The sequence below is a fragment of the Nonomuraea sp. NPDC050643 genome (assembly GCF_040654715.1).
Classification (GTDB): Bacteria; Actinomycetota; Actinomycetes; order Streptosporangiales; family Streptosporangiaceae; genus Nonomuraea.
Genome location: NZ_JBFAIM010000018.1, coordinates 180,472 through 205,158, shown reverse-complemented (window position 1 = coordinate 205,158; position 24,687 = coordinate 180,472). Strand labels below are relative to the sequence as shown.

The window sequence follows — 24,687 nt, the reverse complement described above, 5'->3', positions numbered from 1 at the left end:
CACTCGTCATGATTCCCGGGCATCACCAGCCCGAGTACGCCCAACCACGATCAGGCAAGCCCCCTGAACTGCGGTTTCAGGTTGGCACATGCCCAGTGGTATCGCCTCCCGATACCAGCGGTTCCAGTTGCCGGCCTTATCGCCTGCTACCAGAAAGATCGCTTCCCGTGCCGGATCGAAGCAGAACAGCATCCGGATTTCACTCGTCCCCGATGAGGGTGGACGTAGTTCCTTCATGTTGTGGTAATGGCTGCCCTGTACCCGGTCGACCAGAGGACGGCGCGCCGTCGGGCCTTCCTACGCGAGCTGATCGATCGCGTCCTTGATCAGGTCTGCAGTCTCCGAATCGGTTGCGCATGTGGTCAGATACCACGCCTCGACCTCCGGATGAAGGCTGACCTCCCAGCTCATGCAGCTATTATAACCATCTAGTCATATTCTCCATATCCGCATCCCTGCTTCCCCTTCGGGCGGGTCGACGGTGGACGAGATGATCAGGCCGCCGATGTGCGCGCGTCGCGCGGGAAACACCAGATCGCGGGCTGATCATCGTGCCATTAGCGTGCCATTAAGGGTGGTAACAAGAGGTCAACCACGGTCACTCACGACCGGTCTCAGCCGCAGGTCAACGCCCCTACGAGCCAAGATCCCTGCAATTCCCGAGCTGACAGCGCGGGTTCGATTCCCGTCACCCGCTCCACAATGCAAGGCCTTCTGCTTTTGGGGCGCTTTGCGCGATCGAGGGCTTCAGACGTGCCTCCCAGGGGCTCTGCCCCCTTCGACCCCCTCACAACCCCGCTCGCTTCGCTCGCCCTCGGCCCGCCCGTTGCCCGATTACACGGTGGGCCGACTAATGCCCGCCCCGAGTGGGCCTCGCTGGCGCTCGGATGTCCCTCCGGGGTTGTCCCTGGGAGGGCGGCCATTGTGTGAGTCGGCGAAGAGCAGCTTGCCACGTAAGACAGAACGTCTTACAGTGGCTGCATGGCTGACACCATCACCATCCGCAGCGACTCGGAGACCGAGCACGCACTGGATGTCCTCACCCATGACGGCAGCTCACGCTCGGCGGCTATCCGCCAAGCCGTGCTGGAAGCCGCCCTCCGTAAGGAGCGCGCTGCCGCTATGCGTCGCGCTGTCCTGCGTATGCCGCTCGGTGAACCGGACGGTATCGACATCGCCGCGGAGATCGCCCACAGCCGCGAGGACGAACGCTGATGATCTATCTCGACTCGGCCGCCGTCGTGAAACTCGTCCACGCCGAGGCCGAGTCGCAGGCATTGCGCGACTGGCTCGACGAACGGGCGGAGACCGGATGGACGAGTTCGGTTCTGTTGGAGATCGAGTCATCACGGGCCCTAGCACGCTACGCCCCAGAAGCCATCGCCCGACTTCACCTAGTCCTCGACCTGATCGAGTTGGTGGACCTGGACGCCAGCATTCGCATCCTGGCCCAAACTGTGAGACCGGTGACCGTACGGAGCCTGGACGCTATCCACCTGGCAACTGCTCTCCGCATCCGCTCCCAGCTCACTTCATTCGTCACGTACGACAAACGACTGGCCGATGCTGCCCAGACAGCCGGACTGACCATCGACATGCCTGCCTGAGACATCTCTCCACCATCGGGATTTTCCTGACAGGGCTCCTGGCCGCGGATACCTGAGACGTCGCGCGAGCAAAGCGGCACCGACAAGACTGACCGTCTCAAGAACAGGCGCGAAAACTAGCTGCACGCGGTCTTCCGGAAGCCGATCGACCAGTGCATGCAATTCTTCACGCATCGCGCTCATGCTCGCGTGCACGCCTCGGCCGTCATGGCTAGCCCCACCCGATCGGCTAGTTCGAACACTTGGGAGACGGTCAGCACTGGGCGTTCTTGCGCGTGCTCGTCGCCGGCCCCTCGGATCCGGCACGGGTTGTGCGGGATGACACGGTCGTCGGCGGCGGTCATCAGCACGGCCCGTAGCAGCCGGTAGGCCTTGGCGGCCATGCTCACCGAGGTTGCGGCCGCTGCCGAGCAGATCAGCCCGCCACTGCCGAACGGTCGAAGTGCTGATCTTGGCTATCTGGACGTTGCCGAGATGCGGCGAGCTGGTGGAGGAACCATCTGACTGCGCAACAGGCAGCCCCTCCACCAGCACCAAGACGCGACGGAATGGCACGCCTGTACTCGCCAACCGTCGCGCCCGCCTATCGAGCCTCACCGTTGAGGAGAGCAATCCAGACGTCATGCGCCTTCTTGGACCGCCAGCGATACGTCTCGTGAACCTGATGCACCACCCCACCGAGACGCGTAGTCCGACGGATGTAGGCAAGGCCGCCCTCGCGACACCGTTCGTAAACCGTGTCCTCGCACTCGCAGGTGTACTCGATCACGCGTGGTGGACCCTGTTCGCGGACCACCTCCCGCCAGACAAGGCGCATGTAGTTCGGCCGAGGCGGACCAACATGAGGCGCGAAACAGCCGACGTAAATGCTCATAGCAGCGCACCCGCCCGTCCGGTCCCGTTGCACCGCCAGCAGTCATCGCGGTGTCGGTCATCGGGACCGACATCGCCTGAGTTGTTCTCGGCCACCACGGCCCGGCGGAGGCTGATGTATTTCCAGCCTCGCCCTGAGCAGGAGTTACACGGCGCAGTCATGCAGCGAGGATTGCCCGAGGACCTGTCACGTCTCGATCGCTCCCAAATACCGTCTGTGATCGACTCGTCTCTTTTCGTCTCCTCTTTGTCTCGTCCGAGCCCGTCTCTGTCGCTAACCTGGGCGTATATGGCACCCCAGCCCGAGGCGCGGATCATGACTGACCAGCCGATCCTGTTGAAGACTCTCCTGACGCAACGCCACTGGCAGACCTACAGCACGTTCTGTAAGGAGTACGACAAAGCCGCCAAGAAGGTTGACCCGTCGTTGCAAGGCGGTTGGCCAAGTCGAGCGCAGCTTCACCGATGGCTGAACGGGGAGCTCAAAGGTTTGCCCTACTCGGGCCACTGCCGCGTCTTGGAAGCGATGTTCCCAGGCAGGTCGGCACATGATCTCTTCACCACGACCGCCGTCGAGATCCCGGCACAGAGGACAGACCCAGAACCAGCCAGAAGCGCCGCCCCCGACACCGCAGCCTGCCCCCATGCCGCAGATGGCCGACGTGACCGCTGTCTTTAGCAGCCGCTCGGCCTTCTCCTCCGCATACCCGGCCTCGTCGATGTTCGACGACGCGAGGGAGATCAACGCAGCAGGCCTGTCGCTTAACATCCTCTGCCAGAGCTATCCCGATCACCGGCTCAAGCGTCTGCTGGACTCCGGCACGCGCATCCGCTGCCTCTTCCTCGACCCGAAGGGCCAGGCGATCCGCGCCCGCGAAGCAGAAGAGGGCTACACCGACAGCACCCTGACAACCCTCACGGCGCTCAACATCAGCATGCTGACCAGGCTGCGCGATCGGCTCGACACCACGTCGGCCCAGCGTCTTGAACTCCACGTCTACGACGAGACGATCCGATTCAATCTGATCATCGTGGACCGGGCATTGTGAGTGGTCCAGCCGTACCTACCGCAGGCACGCGGAGTCGATTCACCTACGTTCGTGATCACAGACGACACCGCAGCAGAGGGGCTGTTCCCCATCTTCGACCAGGTGTTCAGGGATATGTGGGAGCGGAGCAAACCCGTATGACCATCGACGCCAGGACTCTTCTCCCCATCGCTGAGCGCGCCGTGTCCATCGCGAGCGAGATCATCCGTACCAAGGCTCCCGGCGTCATCACGGCCAAGGGTGACCGGGACATGGCGACGGAGGTGGACTACGCCGTAGAACATGCCGTACGGGAGTTCCTGTCTCGCGAGACGCCCGAGATCGGATTCCTTGGCGAGGAGGAAGGTGTCAGCCATCTGGGCGACGGACTGATGTGGGCGCTGGATCCCGTGGACGGAACGGCCAACTTCTCGCACAGCATCCCGCTTTGCGGTGTCTCCCTCGGACTGATCGACAAGGACACGCCCACACTTGGTTTGATCGACTTGCCGTTTCTCAACCTTCGCTACTCGGCGGCCGAGGGTGTTGGCGCTAGCGCCAACGGATCTGCCATCCAGGTGAGTGATGCCCGCGAGTTGCAGACCGCGATCGTGGCGATCGGCGACTACGCCGTGGGGGAGAACGCCGACGAGCGCAACCGGCCCAGGCTCGCCCTGACCCAAGAACTCGCTGCTCGCGTCCAGCGCATCCGGATGTTCGGCTCAGCCGCGATCGATCTCGCATGGGTTGCAGACGGCAAGATCGACGCCAACATCATGCTCAGCAACAACCCATGGGACACCGCAGCGGGGGTCATCATCGCCCGAGAGGCCGGAGCGACAGTGGTCGATCTCGACGGCAGCCCGCACAGCATGACCGCCCACGCGACCATCGCAGCGAGCCCAAAGCTCGTAGCCGATCTCGTAGAACTCATCGCCGAGACCCGCAAGGCCGTGGTGTTCGACCGGAACATTGCCGAATAGCTCTTGTAGGTATCAAGGCGGCGGCGCGGCGCGGCGCCGTACCCCCGGCCCTCCGCCCGCCCGCCGTCCGGGCGTGCGGCCTGGGGGCCGGTCTCGGACGGCGGCGGGACACCGGGCCGGTCGTCGTATGCTGGCCTCGCCGTACTGACCGAACGCTCTGACCGGGGTTGCCCCGCCGCCGCACAGATGCAGCCCAACGATCGCCACGGCATGGCCGGTCGCCGTAGACGGCTGGGGGCGATCGACGATCCAGGGTTCGTTCCTCACTCTGGCTCACTGAGCAGCGTGGCGGACCTCCGATCAGACAGGCGGAGGCATGCGGCGGTATGTGCGATTCCGAGCCATGTTCACGACCCTTGACTGAGAGAGTCCACCGGCCGTTCGGGGCATTCCAGGCAGACGAAGAGGTAGAGCGACCCAGCGTCCTGGATCATGAGATCCGTAGGCTCTCGTATCTCGAGAGGGGCGTGCGGAGCGAGCAGAGAACGCTCTTCGACAGGAGCCCAACGCTTCCCACTCTCGATGTCGAACTCCCGACTAGCAATGGTCAGCAGATGCGCCATTTCATGGCCTTCACTGCATTCGACTTGCTCAGGATCCTGGATCCAGCGCACCCAGCCCGCGACCTTGCTGCCTGGAGCACTGGAGAGGTGCGGGAAATAACTCCAGTCGTCGGGATTTGGGAATTCATCTTCCCATGCCCAGATCCGCTCTCTGAGCTCAGCGGGAAGTCCCCAGCCCGCCGGATACTCTTCGACCCGCTCCGGCGACAGCACGCAAGCCATTGGGAGATACGAGTCGTCGCTATCAGGATCTGGCGTGGGCGCCTCCGTGAGGAGACTGCCGACCGCTTCCGCCCTCCGCCAGCGCACAATCGTGTGCGGCTGGAAGTACGGCTCGTGATCGAGCGGGCACCACAGCACTTGGAGGGTGTCGGCTTCATCGGGGAAGGGGAGTTCGGGAACATCTCGAGCGAAGAGTTGCATGACGGGGACCAGCGGAAGCGGATCCCACCCTTCTGAAGGGTCGTGAGTCTGCGGCTCGGGGCAGATGGGCCACGGTTCATTCGCAGGCCACAACAACGGCCCACCTATGGAACTGTCCGTGATGGTCGGTCTTCCTCGACGCGGATGCAGTCGAACGGTGGTCCTGCGTTGCCCCGCCAGTTCCGGGAAGACAGCCGCCACATCGAACGGCGCCGAGGGCGTCGTCAACCCCATGCTCACCACTCCAATCACAACGGACGACATCGTAATGGCACACCGTAGAGCAGAGGACCGACAGAACGAATCCCAGTTCGCGGCTTTGATCGTCGTGCCATTAGCGTGCCATTAAGGGCGGTAACGAGGGGTCAACCACGGTTACTCACGACCGCTCTCAGACCCAGGTCAACGCCACTACAAGCCAAGATCCCTGCAATTCGCAAGCTGACAGCGCGGGTTCGATTCCCGTCACTTGTTGCAACATCGAAGGCCCAGCTCAAGAATGTGATCTAGAACCGGGCCTCGCTTCATTCCTCTGGCGCCGGCTCTCGAGCAAGCCTGTCGCGGCACCGAGGCGCAGCGGCGTCGCTATATCCGGAATGCCGCCACCGGCCTCGATGCGAGACAGGGCCGGTTGGGACATCCCTGAGCGCTCCGTTACGACCTTCTGAGACAAGCCTCGGCGCTTGCGGATCTCACGCAGTTGGTCTCCGAGCTCCAGGTCACGGCCCGCCTGCTCGTATTCGGAGTGGGCTTGCGCATCCGCTTCCATCTCGCGCAGACGCTTCGCCTTGTAGGTTTCCCAGCGGCTGTGACCCATCATGCGCTCCTCTCGAACACGTGCGTGGTGGGTTAGGTCGTGCTCTGCCTCACACCGCTTTCTGGCAGTGACTGCTCGGTCGATGCCGGCGATCTGCGTTCCATCATGTGTCTTGCGGAAGACCGTCAGGACCACGATCAGGAGTGGGCGAGGCGGTTGTTGATCAGGCGTTGTTGTTCCACCGAAAGACCGCGAGCAGTCATGGCTCTGTTGAGAAGGTCAGCATCGAATCCCTGCGCCGCCATGTGGTCGAGGAGTGGTTCGTATCGATCGGATCGATCACGCAGGAGTTCTGTGGCCAAACGCAGTTCCAGGCGCACCACAGGGACGCGATGCGAGCCGCACGTGATCAGGACGTGGTGCTGCCACGGGCCACGGCCGATGCACTCCATTTCGTCGGAGTCGGTCTCCTGCTCAACCGTGCTGATTTCCAAGTGGACCCCGTTCACCTCGTACCTGGCGAAGTACTGCGAACTCGCGGGGAGCCAAGATGCCGCGTACAGGCAGGGAAAGGACGACAGAGCGGCAGCGAAGGTGTCAACGTCTCTCCGCTGAGCCACCAAGATGTCAACATCTCCGACCGGAAGATGCACACCTTGTAACAGGGCGGCACCCGTGCCGCCCACGCGGTATTTCGGGTCGGCCCTCACAGCCGTAAGGGCGGTGAGGGCCGTCTCGAGCGCCGACGTTACGTCCTCCAGCCGCAGAGACGCCTCACCAACTCCCATGGCGATCAGCGTACCGATCACGAGCGTCCTAGGTCAGGCGTTAGTTGTCCGGCATGCGTCCAGTTGCTCCACGTTGTGAAAAGCCAGGTCAGGGAACGGCTTTCGGTCTTTGGCGTCCGTTACGTGGGAGATCCGTCTGGGCTTTGGCTGTCCGGCATGCCGGAGCGCGTATCCCTCAAACCAGGGCATCAGCCGAACAGCCTCGTCTCTTTGAATGTGGGCGAGCGTGCGCATGACCGTTCACATTGCGTGGGCTCGCGTGCATCCGTACATGAGCAGTACGTCGTACCGTTCGGAGCATGTCTTTCGTCAATCGATCAGCAAGCGCTCAGAAGGGTGGTGTCACTCTGAGTGAGGCGTCGCTCGCCGTGATCGTTCTCGTGTCAGCGCTCGTGGGCGGCGTTGTGGTGAGCTTTCTGCCCTACGGTGACGTATCCCTTCGGGTGGCCGAAGGGCGGGCATTGCTGATGGGCGACGGTTCGGGACTTTCATCGCCAACGACGAGAGCATGTCGGCGTTGATCCCTCCGGGAATCCCATGGACCGACGCCAGCGGCGGTTCTCATATGGGCAACCGCCCGGACTGCTTCTCGTACGGGAAGAACGAGGTTGCGACGCAAGCTCAGGTGAGGGCCGGGTACAGGTGGATAGAGATGCCTGAAGAGCTTGGCATCCTTCCTCGGTTGCTTCTGGTCGCACTGCGTGACGGTCATCAGGGGTGCTGTCGTACTCCAGTTGGGGTTAACAGCCCGGGGGAGTCACCCACGGCGCTTGACGTATTCGATCTTGGGCGGGTCTGTGGAGTCCAGCGGCCCTGCCGGTGACCAGCCACATGCTTCGTAGAAGGCGTTGGCGGTGGTGTTGCCGGTGAAGCTCTCCAGGCGCAGGTCCTGGTACCGGGTGAAGAGCAATGCCTCGGCATGTGAGAACAGGAGCCTGCCCAGTCCTTGGCGATGGTGACGCTGGTCGATCATCATCAGATCGATGGTGGGTCCGTCGAGGATCGTGAATCCGACGATCTGCCCGTCCTGTTCCAGGCAATGGATGTGGCCCTGGTCGAGGTGGGTCGCGATGTGATCGTCTGAGGCGGCGCTGCCGATGAACCAGTCGACGGCCTCATCCCCGAGGAACGAGCGGTAGCCGGCGTTGATGGTGCGCCGGGCCAGGGCTTGGAGCTGCGCCAGGTCCTTTCCGGTGGCAGACCGTATGGAGGGACGGGTTGGCTGGTGTGTCGGCACGCGGACTCCAGGTCGGTACGGATCAGCCCTATTCAGCTTGTCAGGAGCTCGGGGCCTCCTACATGGCAGGGTGCTTCGTGTTGTGCCACACAACCACGGCCGCACAGCCTGATCGGATTCAGTTACTGACAGCAGCTCAGTGTTCGTCGCGCGGGCGCCGCCGGCCTCGCGAGTTGTTGCTCATCCGGCATGCCGGTCAAAGGGCCGCTGGGTTTCCAGCGGTTGCCGCGCGGAACGCTCATCGAGCGGTTGGATCTCCGCATGCCGGGCCGAGTTCCTGGGCAGAATCGGTCGCCCATGCCATGATCCGCCTATGGGTGAGGATGCCTTCTGGGCGCTCATTGAGCAGTCCGCGCGGGAGGCCGGCACGCGGAAAGTCCGCGTGAAGTGGCTGGGGGAGCGCATCGGCAGACTCCCGGTCGATGGCATCATCGACTTTCAAAGTGGCTCTACATCTGCGAATACCGAGCCAACACCTGGGATCTGTGGGTCGCCTATCACGCCGTCTTCCCTCTGGGCTCAACCGACGGCTTTCTATACTTCCGCAGATGGCTCATCGGCCTCGGGCAGGAGATCTTCGAACATGTCGTCGCCGATCCCGACACCCTGATCGAGGTTCCCGAAGTGCTCCGGCTCTGGGAACTCGCGCGACGACGCAGGAGCCGCCTCTGGACCAACGAGGAGGATCCCGAATTCGAATCGCTCGGGTACGTCGCATCCGAGCCGTACAAGAAGCGCACCGGTCTGGGACCGGCCACGCTCCACGGCCAGGCACATGCACGCACCGGCCTGGACGAGGATTGGTACGAGTTGCGCGATGAGCAGCCGAGTCCCATCGGTGAAGAAGGGTTCGCCCGCAGATTTCCGCGCATCCTGAGCTACTGGGGTGGGATGCCCGGCCCTTCGTGAGAGCAAGGGGGGAACCTCTGTGCCACTGCATTTCCGTGTCCGCTGTCTTTCGGTTGCCGGGCCTTATCCGCCCAACGCCTTGGCCGTCGGCGTGCCGTCGCACCCGTACAGTGCCGTCATGGACGGGTCGCTTCCTGTGGCAGATGACGAACCTTCTGCCTGCCCTGCGTGTGGAGCCGGACCCGAGCAGTCCACTGACCCGGGCCGCATGTGGGCCAGCGTCTGTTACTGCGGGCATCCGAGGTTTTATGACTACAAGCATTGTGACGGCACATGTCCCTGCATCGCCGGCCGCTGAATGCGATGCCTTCGGCTCCGGGGAATTGGAGGTGGAGAAGGCAGGGCATGTCCTTTAGGCTGCATTCGTGATCAGGGTAGACGACTATGATCCCGCGTGGCCTGGGCGGTTTGAGGTGCTGCGAAAGGAGTACGCCGCGGCTTTGGAAGCCGCCGGTGTGCCGGCGGTTTCCATTGAACATGTCGGTAGCACGTCAGTTCCCGGGCTGGCGGCCAAGCCGGTTATCGATTGCGACATTGTGGTGGCCGAGCGTGATGTCGAGGCCGCTGCGGACGTACTGATCGGGCTGGGTTTCTCGCCGTTGGGTGAGCTGGGGATTCCCCAGCGATGGGCGTTCAAGGAACCCGCACGACTTGCCGGGACCAACACCTACGTCATCGTTGACGGGTCGCTGTCGCTGCGCAATCACCTCGCGGTCAGGGACATCCTGCGGACCGATTCGGAGCTCCGTGAGCAGTACGCCGCGGTGAAGAAGCGTATTGGTGCGATGGCCGCCAACATTGACGATTACGGCCGAGGGAAGAATGCGATGGTTCAGGCGATCCTCGCGGCGGCTGGTCTGTCCGAGGCTGAACGAGCATCGATAGATGGCAATCAGGTGCCGTCGCACGATGAGGTTCCGAGGTGACGTACGGGTAGTGGCCTGCATGGAAGGGCGCACGGGGCGGCTCGTCGCCCGGTGGGATTGTTTTCTCCATCTGTCTGGGCTTTGGTCAGGAGGCGGTGGCGACCTTCCACAGATAGCCGTCGGGGTCGCTGAAATAGCCGGAGTAGCCGCCCCACTCGGCGGCGATCGCCTCCTTGACCACGGTGCCGCCGGCGGCGACCGCGGCGCTCATGACCGCGTCCACCGCTTCCCTGGAGTCGGTGATGAAGTGGAAGGAGGATCCGCGGAACCCGGATCCCTCCGCGGAGACGCCGGCGTCCTGTGCGGCTTCTTCCCATTCGTAGAGCGCCAGTGACGAGGACCCCTCACCCAGGCTGCACTTGACGAAGCCGGGATAGTCCTGGACCACCTCGCAGCCGAGTCCTTCGGCATAGAACTTCTTGGCGCGGGCTACGTCGTTGACGCCGAGCATGATGGTGCTCACCTGCAACTTGGTGTTCATGGCGGACACGTTAAGGGTGCGTCGATGATGGACGCTTCTCGATTCCTGCTCGAAGTGGGGGCTCGTCCACTTCTTCGCGGCAGGGGGTCGTTTTGGCTCATCGCGGGGTTGAAGGCGCCGGGGTGGTCTCGGGCGAGGCTTGGCTGATCAGGATTGTCGATCTCTGTGGGTCATCGGTTGGAGAGGTATTCGTGGTCGAGCACTGCTGCGAGTCGATGGTTCGCCATGTGGGCTGGGAGTGCGGTCTGCACGCTGACCCGTTTGCCTGTCCGGACGCGCTGATCAGCTTCGACGAGCGATTCGTCGAGTACGGCCTGATCATCCACGATGGCGGTACCTCCACCATTGGCATGTCATTCTGCCCCTGGTGCGGGACGCGGTTGCCCGAATCTCAGCGGGACCGGTGGTTCGATGAACTGGGAGAGCCCGGCAGTGAGGACGTTCCGGTCGAGTAGCAAGGTGGGGCTGGTTGTGGCCACTGCGACCCGTTCCGACCGATCGCCCTCGCCAGAGCGCCGGTGCCGGTGATGGGGGGGCGACGACGTACCGGTTGGGGGGTTGTCGTCTGCGATGCTGGCGAGTTCCGGATCTGTCTCGACCAAGCGTGGAAGGCGTCGCGCCTGGTCAGGTGACGGCCGTTCCGCCAGGTGGTGTAACTCTTCTTGCCCGTGTCCGGCGTTCCTGCTCGCGAGTGTAAGTCTTTTGCGCGAAAATGTGGTCGATCCTCCGCAGGGCATGCTCTGACCTGCGCCATTGGCAGTCGGCCTCTGAGTCGATGGTGGCGAAGGCGCTGTGCCGGGAAGACCATTGCTCGCTGACTGTAACTCTTTCGGTGCTTACGGCTATTTCTCCTGTGTACGGCTGTCGCCTGCACGTGAGGAGGGCTCATGCCTGAGCATCGGTTCAACTCTCCGCCCGGCTGGCCGGTGCCGCCCCGCGGGTGGAAGCCTCCGCAGGGGTGGCAACCGGATCCGTCGTGGCCGCCGGCTCCTAACGGTTGGGAGTTCTGGGTGCTGGAGGAGGTGCCGGTTCCAAGTGCGCCGCAGCCGCTCGAACGGAAAGGCGGCGGGCTCTTCGGCGGCAAGAAGCGGCTGGAAGAGGAGAACGTTCAGTTGCGGCAATGGGTGGAGCGGCTGGGCGGAATGGACGCCATGCGGATTTCGGCCATGACCGAGGCCCTCCACGTGGAGCACGCGGGACTGCGAATCGCCATCGATGAGGCCGGCCGCCGCCTGCGCGAGACCGAACAGCGGATCGTACAGACCGAGGAGACCGTTCTGCTCCAGGAGGTGGGCGTCTACGAGTATCGGCACCCGCTGAGCGACGCGGTGGCCTACAAGGACCGGCTCGCGCGGGTGAAGGCGCGCACCAAGGAGATGGCCAGAGAGGGACGAGCCGTGGTCGGTGCCACCAACTGGCAGGTGAACGGGTCGGCGGCCGAGGGGCGCAAAATGGTGCGCGACTTCTCCAAGCTCATGTTGCGCGCGTACAACGCTGAGGCGGACAACTGCGTACGTACGATGCGCCCGTACAAGCTGCAGTCGGCGATCGATCGGCTGGAGAAGGTGGTGGAGACGATCGTCAAGCTGGGACGGACGATGAACATTCACGTCCATCCCGACTATCACCGGACGCGGATCCAGGAACTGGAGCTGACCGCCGACCACCTGGCCAAGCAGGAGGAGGAGAAGGAACTCGTCCGCGCGCAGCGCGAGCAGCAGCGGGAAGAGGAGGCCGCGCGCCGGGAGTTCGAGCGTGAGAAGGCCCGCCTGCGCAAGGAGGAGGCGCACTACCGGTCGGCGCTGGCCAAGCTCGTCAAGAACGGCGCCGCGTCCGCGGAGAGCGTGGCGGAGTTGAAGGCCAAGCTGGAGGAGATCGGTGTCGCGGTCGCCGACGTCGAGGCCCGCGAAGCGAACATCAGGGCCGGGTACGTGTACGTCATCTCCAACATCGGAGCGTTCGGGGAGAACGTCGTGAAGATCGGTATGACACGGCGGCTGGAGCCGGAGGACCGTGTCCGGGAACTGGGTGACGCGTCGGTGCCGTTCAGGTTCGACACGCACGCGCTGATCTTCAGTGAGGACGCGGTGGGGCTGGAGTCGCGGCTGCACGCGGAGCTGAACGATCGCCGGCTCAACAAGGTGAACCTGCGACGAGAGTTCTTCCGCGCCACCCCGGCCGAGGTGCGCGACCTGTTGCGGAAGATCGCCGGTCAGCACCTCCTGGAATACCGCGACACGGCCGAAGCCCTGGAGTGGCGACAGTCGGTCGGGGCGACTGAGACCGTTTAGCGGGCTCGGCTCCCTTTACCTGGCCCGGGGACGGGGGCGAATCCTCGATATGCGCGGAGTAATGCGTTTTCCGGTCAGAATTTCAGTAGTCGGTTCGCGAGTTGCTCGAGAAAGGGTGGCGCTGGAACGTGTGCCGGGCGGACGCTGTAGCCGGGGAATCCTCCCCAAGAGAATGACAGTCGCAGGTATTCGACGAACGAGATGGACGCCGTCACCGCCACCCCCGTGAGTTGGGGATCGGGGTTTGCTGTGGGCAGATGGATGTCATGGCTTCCGCCGCTGAAATTGGCCTTGGCCGCCTCGTCGGGTGCGATGCTGAAGGCGAATCCCCTCGCATGGAAACCGCACTGCTCGTCTTCTTCCGGGTCCGTGCAGGCGCATCCGAGGCTGAGGTCTCCCACGCTGGAGTTGAGTTGGTTCCAGAGCATTTGGCCTGGGTGGAGGACCAGCGGGTCTGGGTAAAGGTCGCCGGAGGGGAGCGGGGGTGTGTGGTAGCGGACGTGCGGTAGCAAGGGGTCGCCGTCGCCGCACAGGTCGACCGAACCCGCGATTTCCAGACAGGTCCGCACGGCCAAGGGGAGAGGGCCGGTGACGGTTTCGGATTTGGCGAGGGCTTCGAGATCGTCTGCTGATGGGGGGTGCCGGATTTCGGCGGGGTGGGCGAAGGCGTATTTCGCGGAGGAGAGGTGGTCCACCAGGAGGTCGAGGTTGGCGGAGACTCGGTGCATGGTCTCGCGGGCCACCTCCTCGGCATCGTCCCGTAGGTGGTCGGGTACTCCGGTCGCTCCGAAGGCGCGCAGGTCGTTCCACACGGCAATGTGCTCGCCTGACCTGTAGCGGCTTGTCCAGGATGCCATGGCGATCATGTTAGGGCGGCCGGACATGGGGACGTGTTTCGCCTCGGCCTCAATAGGTGATCAGTGGTATTGCGTGTGTGGTTATCGGCGGCGCTGGATGTGTCCGGTCAATGTCCGGTAATAGCCCTGGAGACTCGCCTTTTCCATGACGAAACTCGTGCCATGAAACTTCTGATGAAGGCATTCGTCGCCGGCTCGGCACTGGCCTGTATGGCCGTGGTCGGTGCGGCGGGCACGGCGCACGCCGCCACCGGACGGCTGACATTGATCAGCGGAACCGCCAGCGCCACGGTCACCTACGATTCCTGTCAGCCGCCAAGGCAATACCAGTCGAACCTGTTCCAGCTCGACGCGTTCGACAACCAGCCGGCCCCCGGCTGCCAGGCCGTCCTGATCAGCCGCGCGGGCGCCAGCAAGGTGCTGTGCGTCGGGCGCGGAAACGTACCGGCCGAATTCCGCGATGCGCGGCTCGTTCAGTTCAGGCCCGGCACCGCGCCGAATTGCGGTTTCGAGACGAACTCAGCCGGATGAGCTGAGTCACCTCTCGCGCGGGACGGGGAGCGTGAAATCGGGGCCGTGCTGCGGTGGGCGATTCCGGAGTGAAAGGGCTTGGGTGATGGCTTGGCGCATCGCTCCGGCCCTTCCGGTACGTGGTGACGTCCCGATGCGCAAGGCCACCGGTACGTCATGATGTCCCGATGCACAAAGCGACCGCGTACCACGACGAGTTCGGCGACTTCTTCGCCCAGCATGCCGGCACCAGCCCCTACAACGCCTACATCGACAGACCCGCCATGCTCCGGCTCGCCGGGGACGTCGCCGGGGACAGGATCCTGGATGTCGGCTGCGGGGCGGGGCATTACGCGGCCGAATTGCTGGCGCGCGGTGCCGAGGTGGTCGGGGTGGACGGGAGCGCGACGTTGCTGGGGCATGCGCGGGACCGGGTGAACGGGCGCGCCGAGCTGCATCTGCATGATCTGGAATCGCCCCTGCGCTTCGCCGCCGACGCGTCGTTCGACGGGGTGATCTGCGCGCTCGTCTTCCAGCACGTCAGAGATGTGCTGGGCGCGGGGTTCGTGCTGGAGCGGCTGATCGAGCCGCGCCCCGTCGACGACCTGCGGGACGTCGACGAGGCAAGCTACGACCGGCTCAGCCAGGCTCCGAGTTTCCTCGCCGCGCGGCTTCGGCGTCCCTGATCAAGTCCCTGGTCAAGGTCCAGTAGCGGGCGTCAGATCCAGTACGCCGACCGTCTGGCCCTCGCTCAGCTCGCCCGTGAGCTCGAATCCGAGCCTGCGGTAGAAGCCCTCGGGGCCGTCCTCGCCCGGCTCCCACGTGACGTACATTCGCCTCTCCCCACGCCGCCTGACCTCGGCGGCCACGGACTCGACGGCGAAGCGGCCGACGCCGCGGCCCTGCGCGTCGGGTGTCACGTTGAGGCGCCACAGGCCGGAACGGAAATCGACGCCCTTGCCGTTCCAGTCGATCTCGAGAAAGGCCATCAGGAAGCCCACGGCACGGTCGCCGTCGATAATGAGGCGGGGCCACGCCGAATCCTGGTGTACGTAGGCTTCGGCCAGCGATTTCACCACCGGTGACACGAAGCGTTCTTGGTCGGGGCGGACTTTCACGGCCAGGGCCGTTTCGATGTTGGCGGGGGTGATGGGCGCAAGGCGGAGGCCATTCGTCATGCGAGAACGATAGGGGGCGGGGGAGCGGCGTCATCGGCGAGAGGATTGGTCTTCGCGGGGGCCGCGTGTTCGAGTGGGAGGTCACTGGCGTCGTGACCTTTGGAGAATCGCCATGGACGCCGAACGAGTACTCATCGAGAAAGGGCCGCGTTCCGGCTTGCCGATCATCGCCGCCGTGCATTCCACGGCGCTCGGTGTCGCGGTCGGCGGCTGCCGGATGTGGGCCTATCCCGACTGGCGTGATGGGCTGGACGACCCCTGCGGCCGGCCGAGGCGTTGACGTTGACGTTGACGTTGACGTTGACGTGCGCCTCGGCGGGGCTCGCGCTCGGCGGCGGCAAGTCTGTCATCGTGCTGTCCGAGTCGGCGGTGGCGGTGGAGGCCGCGCGTCGGAGCGAGGCGATGCGGGACCTGGTGACGCGGTGGAGCGGTTCGGCGGTGACTACCTGGGTGGGCGAGGACGTCGGCACCACGGCCGAGGACATGCTGAGCGTCCGCGAGCGTACGTCCTGGGCCTTTACCTGCCCGCACGGGAGGGCGGCAGCCGACGGCCGTCGGGGTGTACGCGGCCATCCGGGCGACCGCCGGGCACGTCTTCGGTACCGACGACCTGGCCGGGCGGCGGGCTGACGCGGGAGGTGGTGCGGCGGTTGCGCTGCGCGGCCGTGGTCGGGCCGGCCAACAACCAACTGGCCGACGAGGGGGTGGCGCGGGCCCTGCAGGAGAGGGGCATCGTGTGGGCGCCCGACTTCATCGTCAACGTCGGGGGCGCCGTTTATGGTGTCGGGGTCGATATCGACGGGCGGCGGGCCCGGGGACGCGATGGCCGACGTCGAGTTGATCGGGCGGCGGCTCGAGGAGTTGTTCGGCAGGGCCCGTCAGACGGGAGACGCCGTATGCGGTCGCGCTGCGGGAGGCGCACGCGCGCATCGCGCATGCCGCCGGGTGAACGGCGAGGTCAGAGCTTGATCGGGTTCAGGATCTCGTCATGGGGCCATTCGTGCGCGATGACCCGGCTCAGCAGTTCGTGGGAGCTTTCGACGACGTACGGTAAGTTCTCCGGATCCCGTACGACCGCCCGCGCCGGTGCGGCCAGCAGCTCCGTGCCCCACGGTTCGATGCCGTTGGCGAGGTAGCCGGACAGTTCGAGGTCGATGTACTCGGGGGCCGTCCACACCTCGTACGCGGCCTGCAGATCGGCGGGTTGCACCGCGAGCCAGAGCGCGAAGGTGGCCGAGTAGCCGTGGGAGAGTTTGACCGGCAGGAGGCATCTGACGAATGCCCCTAATTCCTTGACGGCCATCATGACGTCATTGCCCCACCGGCGGGATTCGAGGTCGGCGGGGGCCAGGTCGAGTACGGGGTCGGGCAGGTGGAACCGTATTTGACGGTCGAGGTGGTCCAGAGGGGAACCGCATTCGCACACGGCCGGCGAATCGTTGTCCGTCATGGCCGAGAGCCTTTCATGAAACGGCCGGGCATTCCGTGAGCAACTCCGCGAGGCGGTCGGTGAATTCTCATGCGAGCCACTCCTGCCGGCCGCCGTGCATCGCGGTGACGGCGAGGGGCCGGCCGTCCAGGGCGAGGACGTACAGGGCGGTGTCCGGCGACGGTCGCCGGGGGAGGCGGGCGGTGATGCCGGGGAAGACCTCCGGGGCCTCTTGGGAGATCCAGTGACCGTCGAGCCGCTCGACCTGCCAGGCGAACGTGGCCCTGTCCTCGGCCGGCAGGTACCAGAGCACCGCCGTGTGGAAGACGACGAGTGTGGCGTGCGAGGGGGCCTGGGCGGCGACCTCGGCGAGGCGGGCGTTCAGGTCGCCCCGGACGATGCGGGGCGGCGCCGTCCGGGCGATCGCGATGGCGGTGTCGAGGCGGTGCAGGCGGTCGTGCTGTTCGGGCCAGACCAGCGTACGCAGCCAGTGGACGTCGTCGGGGTCGGTGACGTCGAGCGGGTTGAGGTCGATGCCGGCCCGCCAGACCACGGTGACGGCATCAGGCCCGGGGAGTCGCGGGCCGCCGCCCTCACGGCTCTCCGGGTCGCCGCCCTCACGGCTCCCCGGGTCGCTGTCCACATAGCTCCCTGGGCCGCCGTTCACTGGGCGCTCCGGGTCGCCATCCACAGGGCGCTTCGGGTCGACGCCCACACGGCGCCCCGGGGCGCCGGTTACGTGGCAGTGCAGCCGTAATGGGCTGTTCAGGGCGCCGGACAGGTGGCCGTCGTAGTCGTAGCCGTACCGGTCGGGCAGCAGGCACAGCCCGGCCGACGCGCCGACCTCCAGCAACGCCAGCGGCTGGGGCAGCGCGGCGAGCAGGGGATAGAGCGCGGCGCAGCGGGCCGGTTCGTTGGTCTGGGTGGAGCGGGACAGCATCGTAGCGACGACAGCGTCCCGATTGCCGAGCACGTCCCGCCGGAACGCGTCGTAACCGTCCGGTGTGCCGTTGACGTGCCGGCCGGCCGCGAACAGCAGGTTGGGCTGGCGTTTGGCCGGTGGGAGGCCGGCCAGCAGGCCGAGCAGCTCGTCGTCGCCGGCCACCCCGAGGGCGAGCCGCTGGTAGAGCGGCGACGCGCCGCGCGCCTCCACGGACGCGAAGCGGCGGTACTGCTCCGCGATCGACGTTCCCTCCGGTGGCATGACACCCTCCTGCCCGTCCACCCGCAATCATGTCCTCATGGGGACCTGGGTGTACGTACGGGGCTGGCTGGAGTTCCACGGCCAGCGGCCGCAGGCGGAGCGCATCATCAAGGACGGCGACGCGGAGGGCTGGACCTTCCCGGACGGCGGCTGGCTGGAGGCCGTCTCCTACGCCCGGGCGGTACGGGCGAGCGCGCTGGAGGGCGTGCTCGACCAGGTCCGGCGGATCGCCGCCCTGCCCGCCACCGACGAGGACGGCGACCGGGTACGCGGGTTGTTCCTCGCCGGCCACGAGACGGACGGCCAGGCCGAGTGGCAGGTGCGCGACGGGCAGGTCTTCGTCGGCCCGGCCCCGCCCCGCTACGACTACCTGGCGGACTGAGGCTGCGCGGCTTGAGGCGGCGCGGACTGAGGCTGCGCGGCTTGAGGCGGCGGCCCCCGGGGCGGGCATCAACCGATCGGTGGATGCCGCGTCCCGCCGCGGCCCGTGATCCTCGAGACATGACAGCGATCGAGCTCAAGGGCCTGACCAAGCGGTACGGCACCAGGACCGCCGTGGACGGGCTGACGCTCACCATCGAGCCCGGCCGGGTCACCGGCTTCCTCGGTCCGAACGGGGCCGGCAAGTCCACCACGATGCGCATGATCCTCGGCCTCGACCGCCCCTCCGCGGGCACCGTGACCATCGGCGGACACCGGTACGGGGACGCACCCGATCCGATGCGCCAGGTGGGGGCCCTCCTGGACGCCCGCGCCGTGCACGGCAGCCGTACGGCGCGCGACCATCTGCTCTGGCTGGCCCACGCCGGCGCGATCCCCGAGAGCCGGGTCGACGAGGTGCTCCGCCTGGTCGGGCTGGAGTCGGTGGCGCGCGGGCGGGCCCGCACCTTCTCTCTGGGCATGAGCCAGCGGCTGGGCATCGCGGCGGCGCTGCTCGGGGATCCGGAGGTGCTGCTGTTCGACGAGCCGGTGAACGGGCTGGACCCCGAGGGGGTCAAGTGGATCCGCGAGCTGATGCGGGGGCTGGCCGCGCAGGGCTGTACGGTGCTGGTCTCCAGCCATCTGATGAGCGAGATGGCGCTGACCGCCGATCATCTCGTCATCATCGGCCGGGGGCGGTTGATAGCGGACGTCGGCATGCGGGAGTTCGTCAGGGACACCTCCGGCGTGCTGGTCCGGGCCGACGACCGGGACCTGCTGGCCGGGCGGCTGGCCGGCGCGGGTGGCGGCGTGACGGACGACCCGGACGGCGCCCTCGTCGTCACGGGATTGGAGGCCCGGGAGATCGGCCGGGTGGCGATGGAGGCCGGGGTCGTGCTGTCGGAGCTGACGCCGCAGCGGCTCTCGTTGGAGGAGGCGTACATGGAACTGACCAGGGAGAGCGTCGAGTTCGAGGCGGTGGCGGCATGACCGCGCTCCACGCCGAATGGACCAAGTTCCGGACGATCCCGTCGAACCTGCTGAACCTGCTGCTCGCGATGGGCCTGATGGTGGGTCCCGGCACGCTCGCCGCCTACCGCGCGGCCGAGGGTTACCAGGGCTCGGGGGCGTTCGACGCGGCGAACGTCAGCATGTACGCGGGGTTCCTGTTCGCCCAGATCGCGGTGGGCGCGCTGGGCGTGGTGGTGGCCGGGTCCGAGTACGCCACCGGCATGATCCGTACGAGTCTCACCGCGGTCCCGCGCCGGGGCCGGCTGCTGGCCGCCAAGGTGGGCCTGTTCGGGAGCGTCGCCCTCGTCGCCGGAGAGGTCGCGAGCTTCGTGTCGTTCCTGTTCGGGCAGGCGGTCATCGCCGCCGCCGGGGCGCCCGCGGCGTCGCTCGGCCAGCCGGGGGTTCTGCGGGCGGTCGTCGGCATGGGGCTGGTCTGGGGGCTGGTGGGGCTGGTCGGCGTGGCGCTCGGCTGCCTGCTGCGGAGCACGATGACCGCCGTGACCGTGCTGGTGGCGGTCGACTTCATCATCCCGATCATCATGCCCAGGCTGCTGCCGGAGGCGGCGGGGGAGGCGCTGATGACGTACTGGCCGATCGCGGCCGGGCTGCAGGTCGCCACCACCGTGCAGAACCCCGACCGGCTCGGCCCGTGGCCGGGGCTCTGCGTGATGGCGGCCTGCACCGCCGTGCTGCTCGCCGTGGCGTTCGCGCTGTTCAGCTCGCGGGACGCCTGAGATGCTCGTCGAGCAGCGCGAAGAAGGTGTCACCGCGGACGATCTCGAAGGGGTCGCCGAGCAGGCCGCCGAGTTCGGCGATGTCGCTCGGCGCCCAGTTCCAGGCGTTGACCGCGCCGGCGATGAACAGCGGCGCGCGGCCGTCCCAGCCCTCGACGCGCTTCAGCAGCGTGTCTCGATACTCCTGCGCCCGGCCCTGCGGCGAGAAGTTCCCGATCACGGGGATGCCGCCGGGACGCGCCAGCAGGTCCCCGCTCTCCCACGACTGGACGATGCCGCGCAGCGGCGTGTTCTTCCGGTACGACGCCACGATCCGCTCGTCGAAGGGCACCCAGCCGTCGCCCTCCGGCGTGCGCTGGTTGTAGGCGTAGACCAGGTCCATTCCGGTGCGGCGCAGGAACCGCCCGGTCAGCTCGGTGTAGGCGTCCAGGGCCGCGCGCGGCCAGGAGCCCGGATAGGTGTAACCGGCGCCGGAGGGCCCCGCGATCAGCAGGTCGTTGGCCGTGGCCGTGCGCTGGTAGTACGCCAGCAGCGCCGGGCCGATCTCGGCCAGCAGCGGGCTGACCGTCCAGTTCGTCGGCACGCGGCCGCGGGCGGGGTCGTCCCAGATCTGACGCATCCGGCGCTGGCAGTACTGGATGTTGTCGCCCTCGCCCACCGTGAGCGTGAGGTAGACCCGGTTGCGCAGGGTGGCCGGCGGCCTCGGGGGCACCCGGTCGGAGACCTTGGCCTGGACGCCCGCGTGCACGGTGGCGTTCATGTAGTAGTCGGCGGGCACGACCTCGACCGCGTGCTGCGAGGCCCGGTCCACGCCGCCCCACTCCCCGGCCACGTCGTTGGCGAACCAGCCCGCGTACGGCGTGGTGGGCTTCACCTTGCCCAGGATCTCGTCCAGTAGCTGCCCGGTCTGCCCGGTGGGCGGCAGCCAGAAGACCATGGCGCGCGTCGCGACCGTGTAGTCACGGAAATACGGGAACGGCTCCACCCGCGTCGGCGCGGTGGTGGTGGACGTGACCAGGAACTGGTTCCACAGGTCCACCTCGACGAGCAACTGGCGGGTGCCGGCGGGCGCGGTGAAGCGGTAGATGAAGTAGCCGCCGCCGTCGGAGAAACGGTTGGCGTCCCCGCCGATGGCCGAGTTGAGGCCGTCGAACAGGTACGGGGCCTCGGCCTCCGTGCCCGGCGTGAACGCGGCGACCTGCGCGCCGTCGGCCAGCACCTTGACCGAGCCGACCGAGGCGCCCCAGCCGTCGTCGCCGAGGGAGTCCTGGAAGCGCAGGTAGACGCCGTCCTGGCCGGACAGCTCCGGGCTGAGGTCGAACGTGCGCACCTCACGGTTGGAGGAGTCCCTGACGCGCTCGGTCTCCCTGGCGATCTCGCGCCACTGGACGCCGTCCACCCGTACCGTCCTGGTCGGGGGCAGGCCGCTGAGCAGGGCGTGGGTGCAGCGGGGGAAGAGGGTGTCGAGCTGCCAGCGGTACATGGCCAGGGCGTCGTCCGGGTCGAAGCGGCCACGGAGGTCGGTGATGGTCCTGAGGCGGTACTCGGCGGCCTGGTCGGCGGTGGCGGCGACGGCGTTCTCCAGGCCGGCGAGGGTGGTGGCGATGTTCACCGAGTCGGGGACGGCGGGGTCGTGCAGGATCGCGCCGCGTACCTCGCCGCGGTAGCGGGCGACCAGGTCGAGGGGGCGGTCGTGGCGGGTGACGGTGGCGCCGGTGCTGGACAGCCAGGTCACGTCGTAGTTCTCGGCGTTGTAGTTGAAGTACAGGCGCGGTCGTGTGCGGTTGACGACGCCTTGGAGGGTGGTCAGGAGCAGTTGGTCGTTTCCGTGGAGGGCGGCGATGTCGGCGAAGTCCAGGCGGGTGGGGCGGCCGAAGCCGGGGAGGAGGGGGGCGGCGGGGCGGGTCGCGGCGGCGGCCGGGTCGGACAGCGTGATTCCGAGGCCGCCGGCCGCGAGGGCCAGGCCGTTCGCCCACAGGAAACTACGTCGGGACACCATCAGCGTTCACTGCTCCTCGGGGGGAGGGACCAGGACTGACAACGTTGTCAACAGTGAACGTAACAACCCCGTGAAACCGTGTAAATACGCCTGAATCAGTCGAAGTCGCCCGAGTTGCCGATCCTGGCCGCGACGCTGGAGCGGTCGGCCTCCAGACCGGGCACGGCCTTGGCGATGAGATCGTCGAGGTTCAGGAAGGCGAGCAGGTTGCTCACCGCCTGGGCGGGGTCGGCCTTGATCCTGCCGATCTCCTCCTGCCGTTGCGCGGGGGTCGCGTCGGGGCCGACGTGCCAGACGCCCTCCCGCTCGATCACCTCGATGGCCGCGTCCGTGAGGGCCTTGACATCGGTGATCGACATGATCATCGTCAGCTCGACGCGGACGTCCTGTCGTTCTTCGAGATCTGCCATGCTCCCCAGCTTAGGAAAGGCGGGTGGGGCGGCGGTTCGGCCGAAAGCGGGAGACGGACCGTACTTTCGGCCGGTATGACGCCAGGGGCCCGGCTTCTAGTGTGTGGCGCATGCTGGAGCGACGGGCCTTTGCGGAGAGTGTGCGCCGCGTCGTCGTCGGCGGGCTGAGGGTCGGCTGGCTCCGTGATGCGGGGCTGGGGGTCGTGTTCGCGGTGGTGATCGCGTCCTGGGCCTCCCGGGTCGCGGGCACGTGGGGTGCGGCGTACTGGCGGTTCGGCTGCGTCGCCGGGGTGGTGGTGTGCGTGATCGCGCTCGGCCGTCGCCGGCACCGGCTGGGGGCCGCGGTCGCGGGCCTGGTCGTCGCGGCGGTCGCCATCCCGATCGCCCGGCTGGCCGAGCTGCCCGCCGAACCCGGGCCCGGCCTCGCGCTGGGCCTGGCCGTGCTGATCGGTTCCGCGGTCGCCGCGCTGCCCGAACGGCAGGCCGTCGCCGTGGTGCTGGGCGGGCTCGCGGTGCTCGGCGGCAGCCTGGCCGCCGCCCTCACCTCCCCCTCCTCCCACCTCTCCGTGGTGGCGCTGAACGGCGCCGGCTGGCTCGCCGCCGTCGCGGGCGGCCTGACGCCACGCCTGCTCAGGGCCCGCCACCATGCCACCACCGAGCGCGTACGCCGCCAGGAACGCCTCGCCCTGGCCAGGGAACTGCACGACGTCGTCGCCCACCACGTCACCTGCGTCGTGCTCCAGGCCCAGGCGACCAGGCTCGTCGCCCGCAGGCATCCGGAGCGGGTGGAGGGCTCCCTCACGGGCATCGAGACGGCCGGCTCGGAGGCGCTGGCGGCGACGCGGCGCGTCGTCGGCCTGCTGCGCGAATCCGGGGGCGCGGCCTTCGGCGAGTTCGGCCCTGACCGGCTCGGCGAGCTGATCGACCGCTTCAACGGCCCTCCGGTACGACTGCGGCTGCCCGCCGGGGAGCAGAGGTGGCCGCCCGAGATCGCCGGCACCGTCTACCGCGTCGTCCAGGAGGCGCTGACCAACGTGTCGCGCCACGCCCCGCACGCCCGCTCGGTCACCGTCAGCGTCGCACGGGGCGGGAGCGTGCTCACGGTCGAGGTCGCGGACGACGCCCCGCCGGCCAGGGCGCGGCCGCGCAAGGACGCGCCGGCGGGGGCACGCCTGGGCGGCGGGTACGGCCTGGTCGGCATGCGCGAGCGGGTCGAAGCCCTCGGCGGCACGCTCACGGCGGGCCCACGCCACACGACCGGCTGGAAGGTCCTCGCCACTTTGCCCGTCACCGAGCGTGCCGCCCGGCCGCTCGGCTCGGGGCGGCGCCGGTGAGCATCTCGGTCCTGCTGGCCGACGACCAGGCGATGATCCGTGACTGCCTGCGTCTCATCCTCGAGGACCAGCCCGACATCCGGGTGGTCGCCGAGGCCGGGGACGGGGCCGAGGCGGTCGAGCTGGCCCGCAGGCTCCGCCCCGACGTGTGCCTCGTGGACGTTCAGATGCCCCGGCTCGACGGCATCGAGGTCACCCACGCCCTGGCCGGCCCCGAAGCCTTCGACCCGCTCCGGGTGATCGTGGTCACCACGTTCGACCTCGACGAGTACGTCTACGGCGCCCTCCGTGGCGGCGCGGCCGGTTTCGTGCTGAAGGACGCCGGCCCCGACCTGCTCGTGGAGGCGGTCAGGGCCGCCCACGCGGGCGACGTCCTGATCTCGCCGTCGGTCACGCTCCGCCTGCTGCGGCACTTCACCGAGCACGCCCCCGCCTCCGGCGGCGGACCGGCGAGCCTGTTGTCCGGGAGGGAGACCGAGATCGTCCAGGCGGTCGCCAGAGGGCTCACCAACCGGCAGATCGCCGACGAGCTGTACATCTCCCTGAGCACGGTCAAGGGCCACGTGTCCGCCGTCCAGGCCAAGCTGGGCATGCGCAACCGGGTCGAGGTCGTCGCGTGGGCGTGGGAGCACCGCTTGATCACGTGAGATCGGCGGGATGACGTACGGCGCTCGTCGGCCCGGCGCCACCGGTAAGAGAACCCTCGGCACCGTCCGTTCGGCCGAGCGCCCCGAT

At 67.1% G+C, this 24,687-nt stretch carries 28 protein-coding genes and 2 pseudogenes; 17 read left to right on the top strand and 13 right to left on the bottom strand.

Going from position 1 to position 24,687, the window contains the following annotated elements; translation table 11 throughout:
• Window positions 1–6: 6 nt before the first annotated feature.
• Window positions 7–282 (bottom strand): annotated as a pseudogene (locus tag AB0I15_RS25725) (type II toxin-antitoxin system RelE/ParE family toxin); the annotation flags it as partial.
• 699 nt (window positions 283–981) lie between these two features.
• Between AB0I15_RS25725 and AB0I15_RS25720 the strand changes: the two are divergent.
• Window positions 982–1,215 carry a hypothetical protein gene (locus AB0I15_RS25720; RefSeq protein WP_019070418.1) on the top strand — a complete coding sequence of 78 codons (234 nt, stop codon included), beginning with the start codon at window positions 982–984 and terminating at the stop codon, window positions 1,213–1,215.
• On the top strand, window positions 1,215–1,607 hold the full coding sequence (locus tag AB0I15_RS25715) for a type II toxin-antitoxin system VapC family toxin (RefSeq protein WP_358100336.1): 393 nt from the start codon (window positions 1,215–1,217) through the stop codon (window positions 1,605–1,607). Before AB0I15_RS25720 ends, AB0I15_RS25715 begins: the two co-directional genes overlap by 1 nt.
• A gap of 179 nt (window positions 1,608–1,786) precedes the next feature.
• Here the strand turns inward: AB0I15_RS25715 and AB0I15_RS25710 are convergent, their stop codons facing one another.
• A complete protein-coding gene (locus tag AB0I15_RS25710) occupies window positions 1,787–1,990 on the bottom strand; it encodes a hypothetical protein (RefSeq protein ID WP_358100334.1) in 204 nt (67 codons plus the stop codon).
• A 1,038-nt stretch (window positions 1,991–3,028) separates the two neighbouring features.
• On the opposite strand from AB0I15_RS25710, the pseudogene AB0I15_RS25705 reads away from it, so the two are divergent.
• Together AB0I15_RS25705 and AB0I15_RS25700 are read left to right on the top strand one after the other, a co-directional pair.
• Window positions 3,029–3,670, top strand: a pseudogene (locus AB0I15_RS25705) (DUF5919 domain-containing protein).
• A complete protein-coding gene (locus tag AB0I15_RS25700) occupies window positions 3,667–4,491 on the top strand; it encodes an inositol monophosphatase (protein WP_358100332.1) in 825 nt (274 codons plus the stop codon). The pseudogene AB0I15_RS25705 and the gene AB0I15_RS25700 overlap by 4 nt, the downstream one beginning before the upstream one ends.
• Window positions 4,492–4,838: 347 nt before the next feature.
• On the opposite strand, the gene AB0I15_RS25695 is transcribed toward AB0I15_RS25700, so the two are convergent.
• The 4 genes from AB0I15_RS25695 to AB0I15_RS25680 form a co-directional block, all read right to left on the bottom strand.
• Complete coding sequence (locus tag AB0I15_RS25695) at window positions 4,839–5,477, bottom strand: hypothetical protein (protein WP_358100329.1); 639 nt, start codon at window positions 5,475–5,477, stop codon at window positions 4,839–4,841.
• Window positions 5,478–5,970: 493 nt separating this feature from the next.
• Window positions 5,971–6,429: a helix-turn-helix transcriptional regulator gene (locus AB0I15_RS25690; RefSeq protein WP_358100327.1), complete on the bottom strand. Its 459-nt coding sequence runs from the start codon at window positions 6,427–6,429 to the stop codon at window positions 5,971–5,973.
• A gap of 2 nt (window positions 6,430–6,431) precedes the next feature.
• A complete protein-coding gene (locus AB0I15_RS25685) occupies window positions 6,432–7,043 on the bottom strand; it encodes a hypothetical protein (protein WP_358100324.1) in 612 nt (203 codons plus the stop codon).
• Window positions 7,044–7,779: 736 nt separating this feature from the next.
• Complete coding sequence (locus AB0I15_RS25680; protein ID WP_358100322.1) at window positions 7,780–8,259, bottom strand: GNAT family N-acetyltransferase; 480 nt, start codon at window positions 8,257–8,259, stop codon at window positions 7,780–7,782.
• A 387-nt stretch (window positions 8,260–8,646) separates the two neighbouring features.
• Here AB0I15_RS25680 and AB0I15_RS25675 point away from each other — a divergent pair, with 387 nt between their 5' ends.
• On the top strand, window positions 8,647–9,168 hold the full coding sequence (locus AB0I15_RS25675; protein ID WP_358100319.1) for a DUF4240 domain-containing protein: 522 nt from the start codon (window positions 8,647–8,649) through the stop codon (window positions 9,166–9,168).
• Between the two features lie 365 nt (window positions 9,169–9,533).
• Window positions 9,534–10,094 (top strand): GrpB family protein, encoded by a 561-nt coding sequence (locus tag AB0I15_RS25670; RefSeq protein ID WP_358100316.1) that lies wholly within the window; start codon window positions 9,534–9,536, stop codon window positions 10,092–10,094.
• An 85-nt stretch (window positions 10,095–10,179) separates the two neighbouring features.
• Here the strand turns inward: AB0I15_RS25670 and AB0I15_RS25665 are convergent, their stop codons facing one another.
• Window positions 10,180–10,575 carry a VOC family protein gene (locus AB0I15_RS25665; RefSeq protein ID WP_358100313.1) on the bottom strand — a complete coding sequence of 132 codons (396 nt, stop codon included), beginning with the start codon at window positions 10,573–10,575 and terminating at the stop codon, window positions 10,180–10,182.
• 122 nt (window positions 10,576–10,697) lie between these two features.
• Between AB0I15_RS25665 and AB0I15_RS25660 the strand changes: the two genes are divergently transcribed.
• Both AB0I15_RS25660 and AB0I15_RS25655 read left to right on the top strand, forming a co-directional pair.
• The gene (locus AB0I15_RS25660) at window positions 10,698–11,030 is read left to right on the top strand and encodes a hypothetical protein (protein WP_358100310.1); all 333 of its coding nucleotides are present in this window, start codon (window positions 10,698–10,700) and stop codon (window positions 11,028–11,030) included.
• Between the two features lie 567 nt (window positions 11,031–11,597).
• Window positions 11,598–12,866 carry a DUF4041 domain-containing protein gene (locus tag AB0I15_RS25655; protein WP_358100307.1) on the top strand — a complete coding sequence of 423 codons (1,269 nt, stop codon included), beginning with the start codon at window positions 11,598–11,600 and terminating at the stop codon, window positions 12,864–12,866.
• Window positions 12,867–12,940: 74 nt separating this feature from the next.
• Here AB0I15_RS25655 and AB0I15_RS25650 read toward each other — a convergent pair whose 3' ends face one another.
• The gene (locus AB0I15_RS25650; RefSeq protein WP_358100304.1) at window positions 12,941–13,723 is read right to left on the bottom strand and encodes a hypothetical protein; all 783 of its coding nucleotides are present in this window, start codon (window positions 13,721–13,723) and stop codon (window positions 12,941–12,943) included.
• Between the two features lie 162 nt (window positions 13,724–13,885).
• Here AB0I15_RS25650 and AB0I15_RS25645 point away from each other — a divergent pair, with 162 nt between their 5' ends.
• Window positions 13,886–14,254: a hypothetical protein gene (locus AB0I15_RS25645; protein WP_358100301.1), complete on the top strand. Its 369-nt coding sequence runs from the start codon at window positions 13,886–13,888 to the stop codon at window positions 14,252–14,254.
• A gap of 167 nt (window positions 14,255–14,421) precedes the next feature.
• Window positions 14,422–14,919, top strand: a complete 498-nt coding sequence (locus AB0I15_RS25640) for a methyltransferase domain-containing protein (RefSeq protein ID WP_358100298.1) — start codon at window positions 14,422–14,424, stop codon at window positions 14,917–14,919.
• 12 nt (window positions 14,920–14,931) lie between these two features.
• On the opposite strand, the gene AB0I15_RS25635 is transcribed toward AB0I15_RS25640, so the two are convergent.
• Entirely contained in the window at window positions 14,932–15,411 is a 480-nt protein-coding gene (locus AB0I15_RS25635; protein ID WP_358100295.1) for a GNAT family N-acetyltransferase, read from the bottom strand.
• Window positions 15,412–15,523: 112 nt separating this feature from the next.
• Between AB0I15_RS25635 and AB0I15_RS25630 the strand changes: the two genes are divergently transcribed.
• Both AB0I15_RS25630 and AB0I15_RS25625 read left to right on the top strand, forming a co-directional pair.
• Entirely contained in the window at window positions 15,524–15,691 is a 168-nt protein-coding gene (locus tag AB0I15_RS25630) for a hypothetical protein (protein WP_358100292.1), read from the top strand.
• Between the two features lie 2 nt (window positions 15,692–15,693).
• Window positions 15,694–16,041: a hypothetical protein gene (locus AB0I15_RS25625; RefSeq protein WP_358100289.1), complete on the top strand. Its 348-nt coding sequence runs from the start codon at window positions 15,694–15,696 to the stop codon at window positions 16,039–16,041.
• A 328-nt stretch (window positions 16,042–16,369) separates the two neighbouring features.
• On the opposite strand, the gene AB0I15_RS25620 is transcribed toward AB0I15_RS25625, so the two are convergent.
• Both AB0I15_RS25620 and AB0I15_RS25615 read right to left on the bottom strand, forming a co-directional pair.
• Complete coding sequence (locus AB0I15_RS25620) at window positions 16,370–16,861, bottom strand: DUF2199 domain-containing protein (RefSeq protein WP_358100287.1); 492 nt, start codon at window positions 16,859–16,861, stop codon at window positions 16,370–16,372.
• 67 nt (window positions 16,862–16,928) lie between these two features.
• Window positions 16,929–18,044 (bottom strand): DUF2332 domain-containing protein, encoded by a 1,116-nt coding sequence (locus tag AB0I15_RS25615; protein ID WP_358100284.1) that lies wholly within the window; start codon window positions 18,042–18,044, stop codon window positions 16,929–16,931.
• Between the two features lie 37 nt (window positions 18,045–18,081).
• Between AB0I15_RS25615 and AB0I15_RS25610 the strand changes: the two genes are divergently transcribed.
• The 3 genes from AB0I15_RS25610 (at window position 18,082) to AB0I15_RS25600 (ending at window position 20,209) form a co-directional block, all read left to right on the top strand.
• A complete protein-coding gene (locus tag AB0I15_RS25610; RefSeq protein ID WP_358100281.1) occupies window positions 18,082–18,426 on the top strand; it encodes a hypothetical protein in 345 nt (114 codons plus the stop codon).
• 119 nt (window positions 18,427–18,545) lie between these two features.
• Entirely contained in the window at window positions 18,546–19,454 is a 909-nt protein-coding gene (locus AB0I15_RS25605) for an ABC transporter ATP-binding protein (protein ID WP_358100278.1), read from the top strand.
• On the top strand, window positions 19,451–20,209 hold the full coding sequence (locus AB0I15_RS25600; protein ID WP_358100275.1) for an ABC transporter permease: 759 nt from the start codon (window positions 19,451–19,453) through the stop codon (window positions 20,207–20,209). Before AB0I15_RS25605 ends, AB0I15_RS25600 begins: the two co-directional genes overlap by 4 nt.
• Here AB0I15_RS25600 and AB0I15_RS25595 read toward each other — a convergent pair.
• The gene (locus AB0I15_RS25595; RefSeq protein WP_358100272.1) at window positions 20,190–22,208 is read right to left on the bottom strand and encodes a GxGYxYP domain-containing protein; all 2,019 of its coding nucleotides are present in this window, start codon (window positions 22,206–22,208) and stop codon (window positions 20,190–20,192) included. The two genes, AB0I15_RS25600 and AB0I15_RS25595, sit on opposite strands and share 20 nt — an antisense overlap.
• 95 nt (window positions 22,209–22,303) lie before the next feature.
• Window positions 22,304–22,618 (bottom strand): hypothetical protein, encoded by a 315-nt coding sequence (locus tag AB0I15_RS25590; RefSeq protein WP_358100269.1) that lies wholly within the window; start codon window positions 22,616–22,618, stop codon window positions 22,304–22,306.
• Window positions 22,619–22,728: 110 nt separating this feature from the next.
• On the opposite strand from AB0I15_RS25590, the gene AB0I15_RS25585 reads away from it, so the two are divergent.
• Together AB0I15_RS25585 and AB0I15_RS25580 are read left to right on the top strand one after the other, a co-directional pair.
• The gene (locus tag AB0I15_RS25585; RefSeq protein ID WP_358100266.1) at window positions 22,729–23,952 is read left to right on the top strand and encodes a histidine kinase; all 1,224 of its coding nucleotides are present in this window, start codon (window positions 22,729–22,731) and stop codon (window positions 23,950–23,952) included.
• Window positions 23,949–24,599 (top strand): response regulator transcription factor, encoded by a 651-nt coding sequence (locus AB0I15_RS25580; RefSeq protein ID WP_358100264.1) that lies wholly within the window; start codon window positions 23,949–23,951, stop codon window positions 24,597–24,599. Before AB0I15_RS25585 ends, AB0I15_RS25580 begins: the two co-directional genes overlap by 4 nt.
• Window positions 24,600–24,687: the final 88 nt, after the last annotated feature.

Coding starts and splice junctions, on each gene's coding strand:
- AB0I15_RS25605 (WP_358100278.1), top strand. CDS start 18,546: ATGACAGCGATCGAGCTCAAGGGCCTGACCAAGCGGTACGGCACCAGG.
- AB0I15_RS25590 (WP_358100269.1), bottom strand. CDS start 22,618: ATGGCAGATCTCGAAGAACGACAGGACGTCCGCGTCGAGCTGACGATG.
- AB0I15_RS25600 (WP_358100275.1), top strand. CDS start 19,451: ATGACCGCGCTCCACGCCGAATGGACCAAGTTCCGGACGATCCCGTCG.
- AB0I15_RS25650 (WP_358100304.1), bottom strand. CDS start 13,723: ATGGCATCCTGGACAAGCCGCTACAGGTCAGGCGAGCACATTGCCGTG.
- AB0I15_RS25610 (WP_358100281.1), top strand. CDS start 18,082: ATGGGGACCTGGGTGTACGTACGGGGCTGGCTGGAGTTCCACGGCCAG.
- AB0I15_RS25720 (WP_019070418.1), top strand. CDS start 982: ATGGCTGACACCATCACCATCCGCAGCGACTCGGAGACCGAGCACGCA.
- AB0I15_RS25645 (WP_358100301.1), top strand. CDS start 13,886: ATGAAACTTCTGATGAAGGCATTCGTCGCCGGCTCGGCACTGGCCTGT.
- AB0I15_RS25640 (WP_358100298.1), top strand. CDS start 14,422: ATGCACAAAGCGACCGCGTACCACGACGAGTTCGGCGACTTCTTCGCC.
- AB0I15_RS25665 (WP_358100313.1), bottom strand. CDS start 10,575: ATGAACACCAAGTTGCAGGTGAGCACCATCATGCTCGGCGTCAACGAC.
- AB0I15_RS25585 (WP_358100266.1), top strand. CDS start 22,729: ATGCTGGAGCGACGGGCCTTTGCGGAGAGTGTGCGCCGCGTCGTCGTC.
- AB0I15_RS25715 (WP_358100336.1), top strand. CDS start 1,215: ATGATCTATCTCGACTCGGCCGCCGTCGTGAAACTCGTCCACGCCGAG.
- AB0I15_RS25630 (WP_358100292.1), top strand. CDS start 15,524: ATGGACGCCGAACGAGTACTCATCGAGAAAGGGCCGCGTTCCGGCTTG.
- AB0I15_RS25635 (WP_358100295.1), bottom strand. CDS start 15,411: ATGACGAATGGCCTCCGCCTTGCGCCCATCACCCCCGCCAACATCGAA.
- AB0I15_RS25620 (WP_358100287.1), bottom strand. CDS start 16,861: ATGACGGACAACGATTCGCCGGCCGTGTGCGAATGCGGTTCCCCTCTG.
- AB0I15_RS25595 (WP_358100272.1), bottom strand. CDS start 22,208: ATGGTGTCCCGACGTAGTTTCCTGTGGGCGAACGGCCTGGCCCTCGCG.
- AB0I15_RS25700 (WP_358100332.1), top strand. CDS start 3,667: ATGACCATCGACGCCAGGACTCTTCTCCCCATCGCTGAGCGCGCCGTG.
- AB0I15_RS25710 (WP_358100334.1), bottom strand. CDS start 1,990: ATGGCCGCCAAGGCCTACCGGCTGCTACGGGCCGTGCTGATGACCGCC.
- AB0I15_RS25695 (WP_358100329.1), bottom strand. CDS start 5,477: ATGCAACTCTTCGCTCGAGATGTTCCCGAACTCCCCTTCCCCGATGAA.
- AB0I15_RS25615 (WP_358100284.1), bottom strand. CDS start 18,044: ATGCCACCGGAGGGAACGTCGATCGCGGAGCAGTACCGCCGCTTCGCG.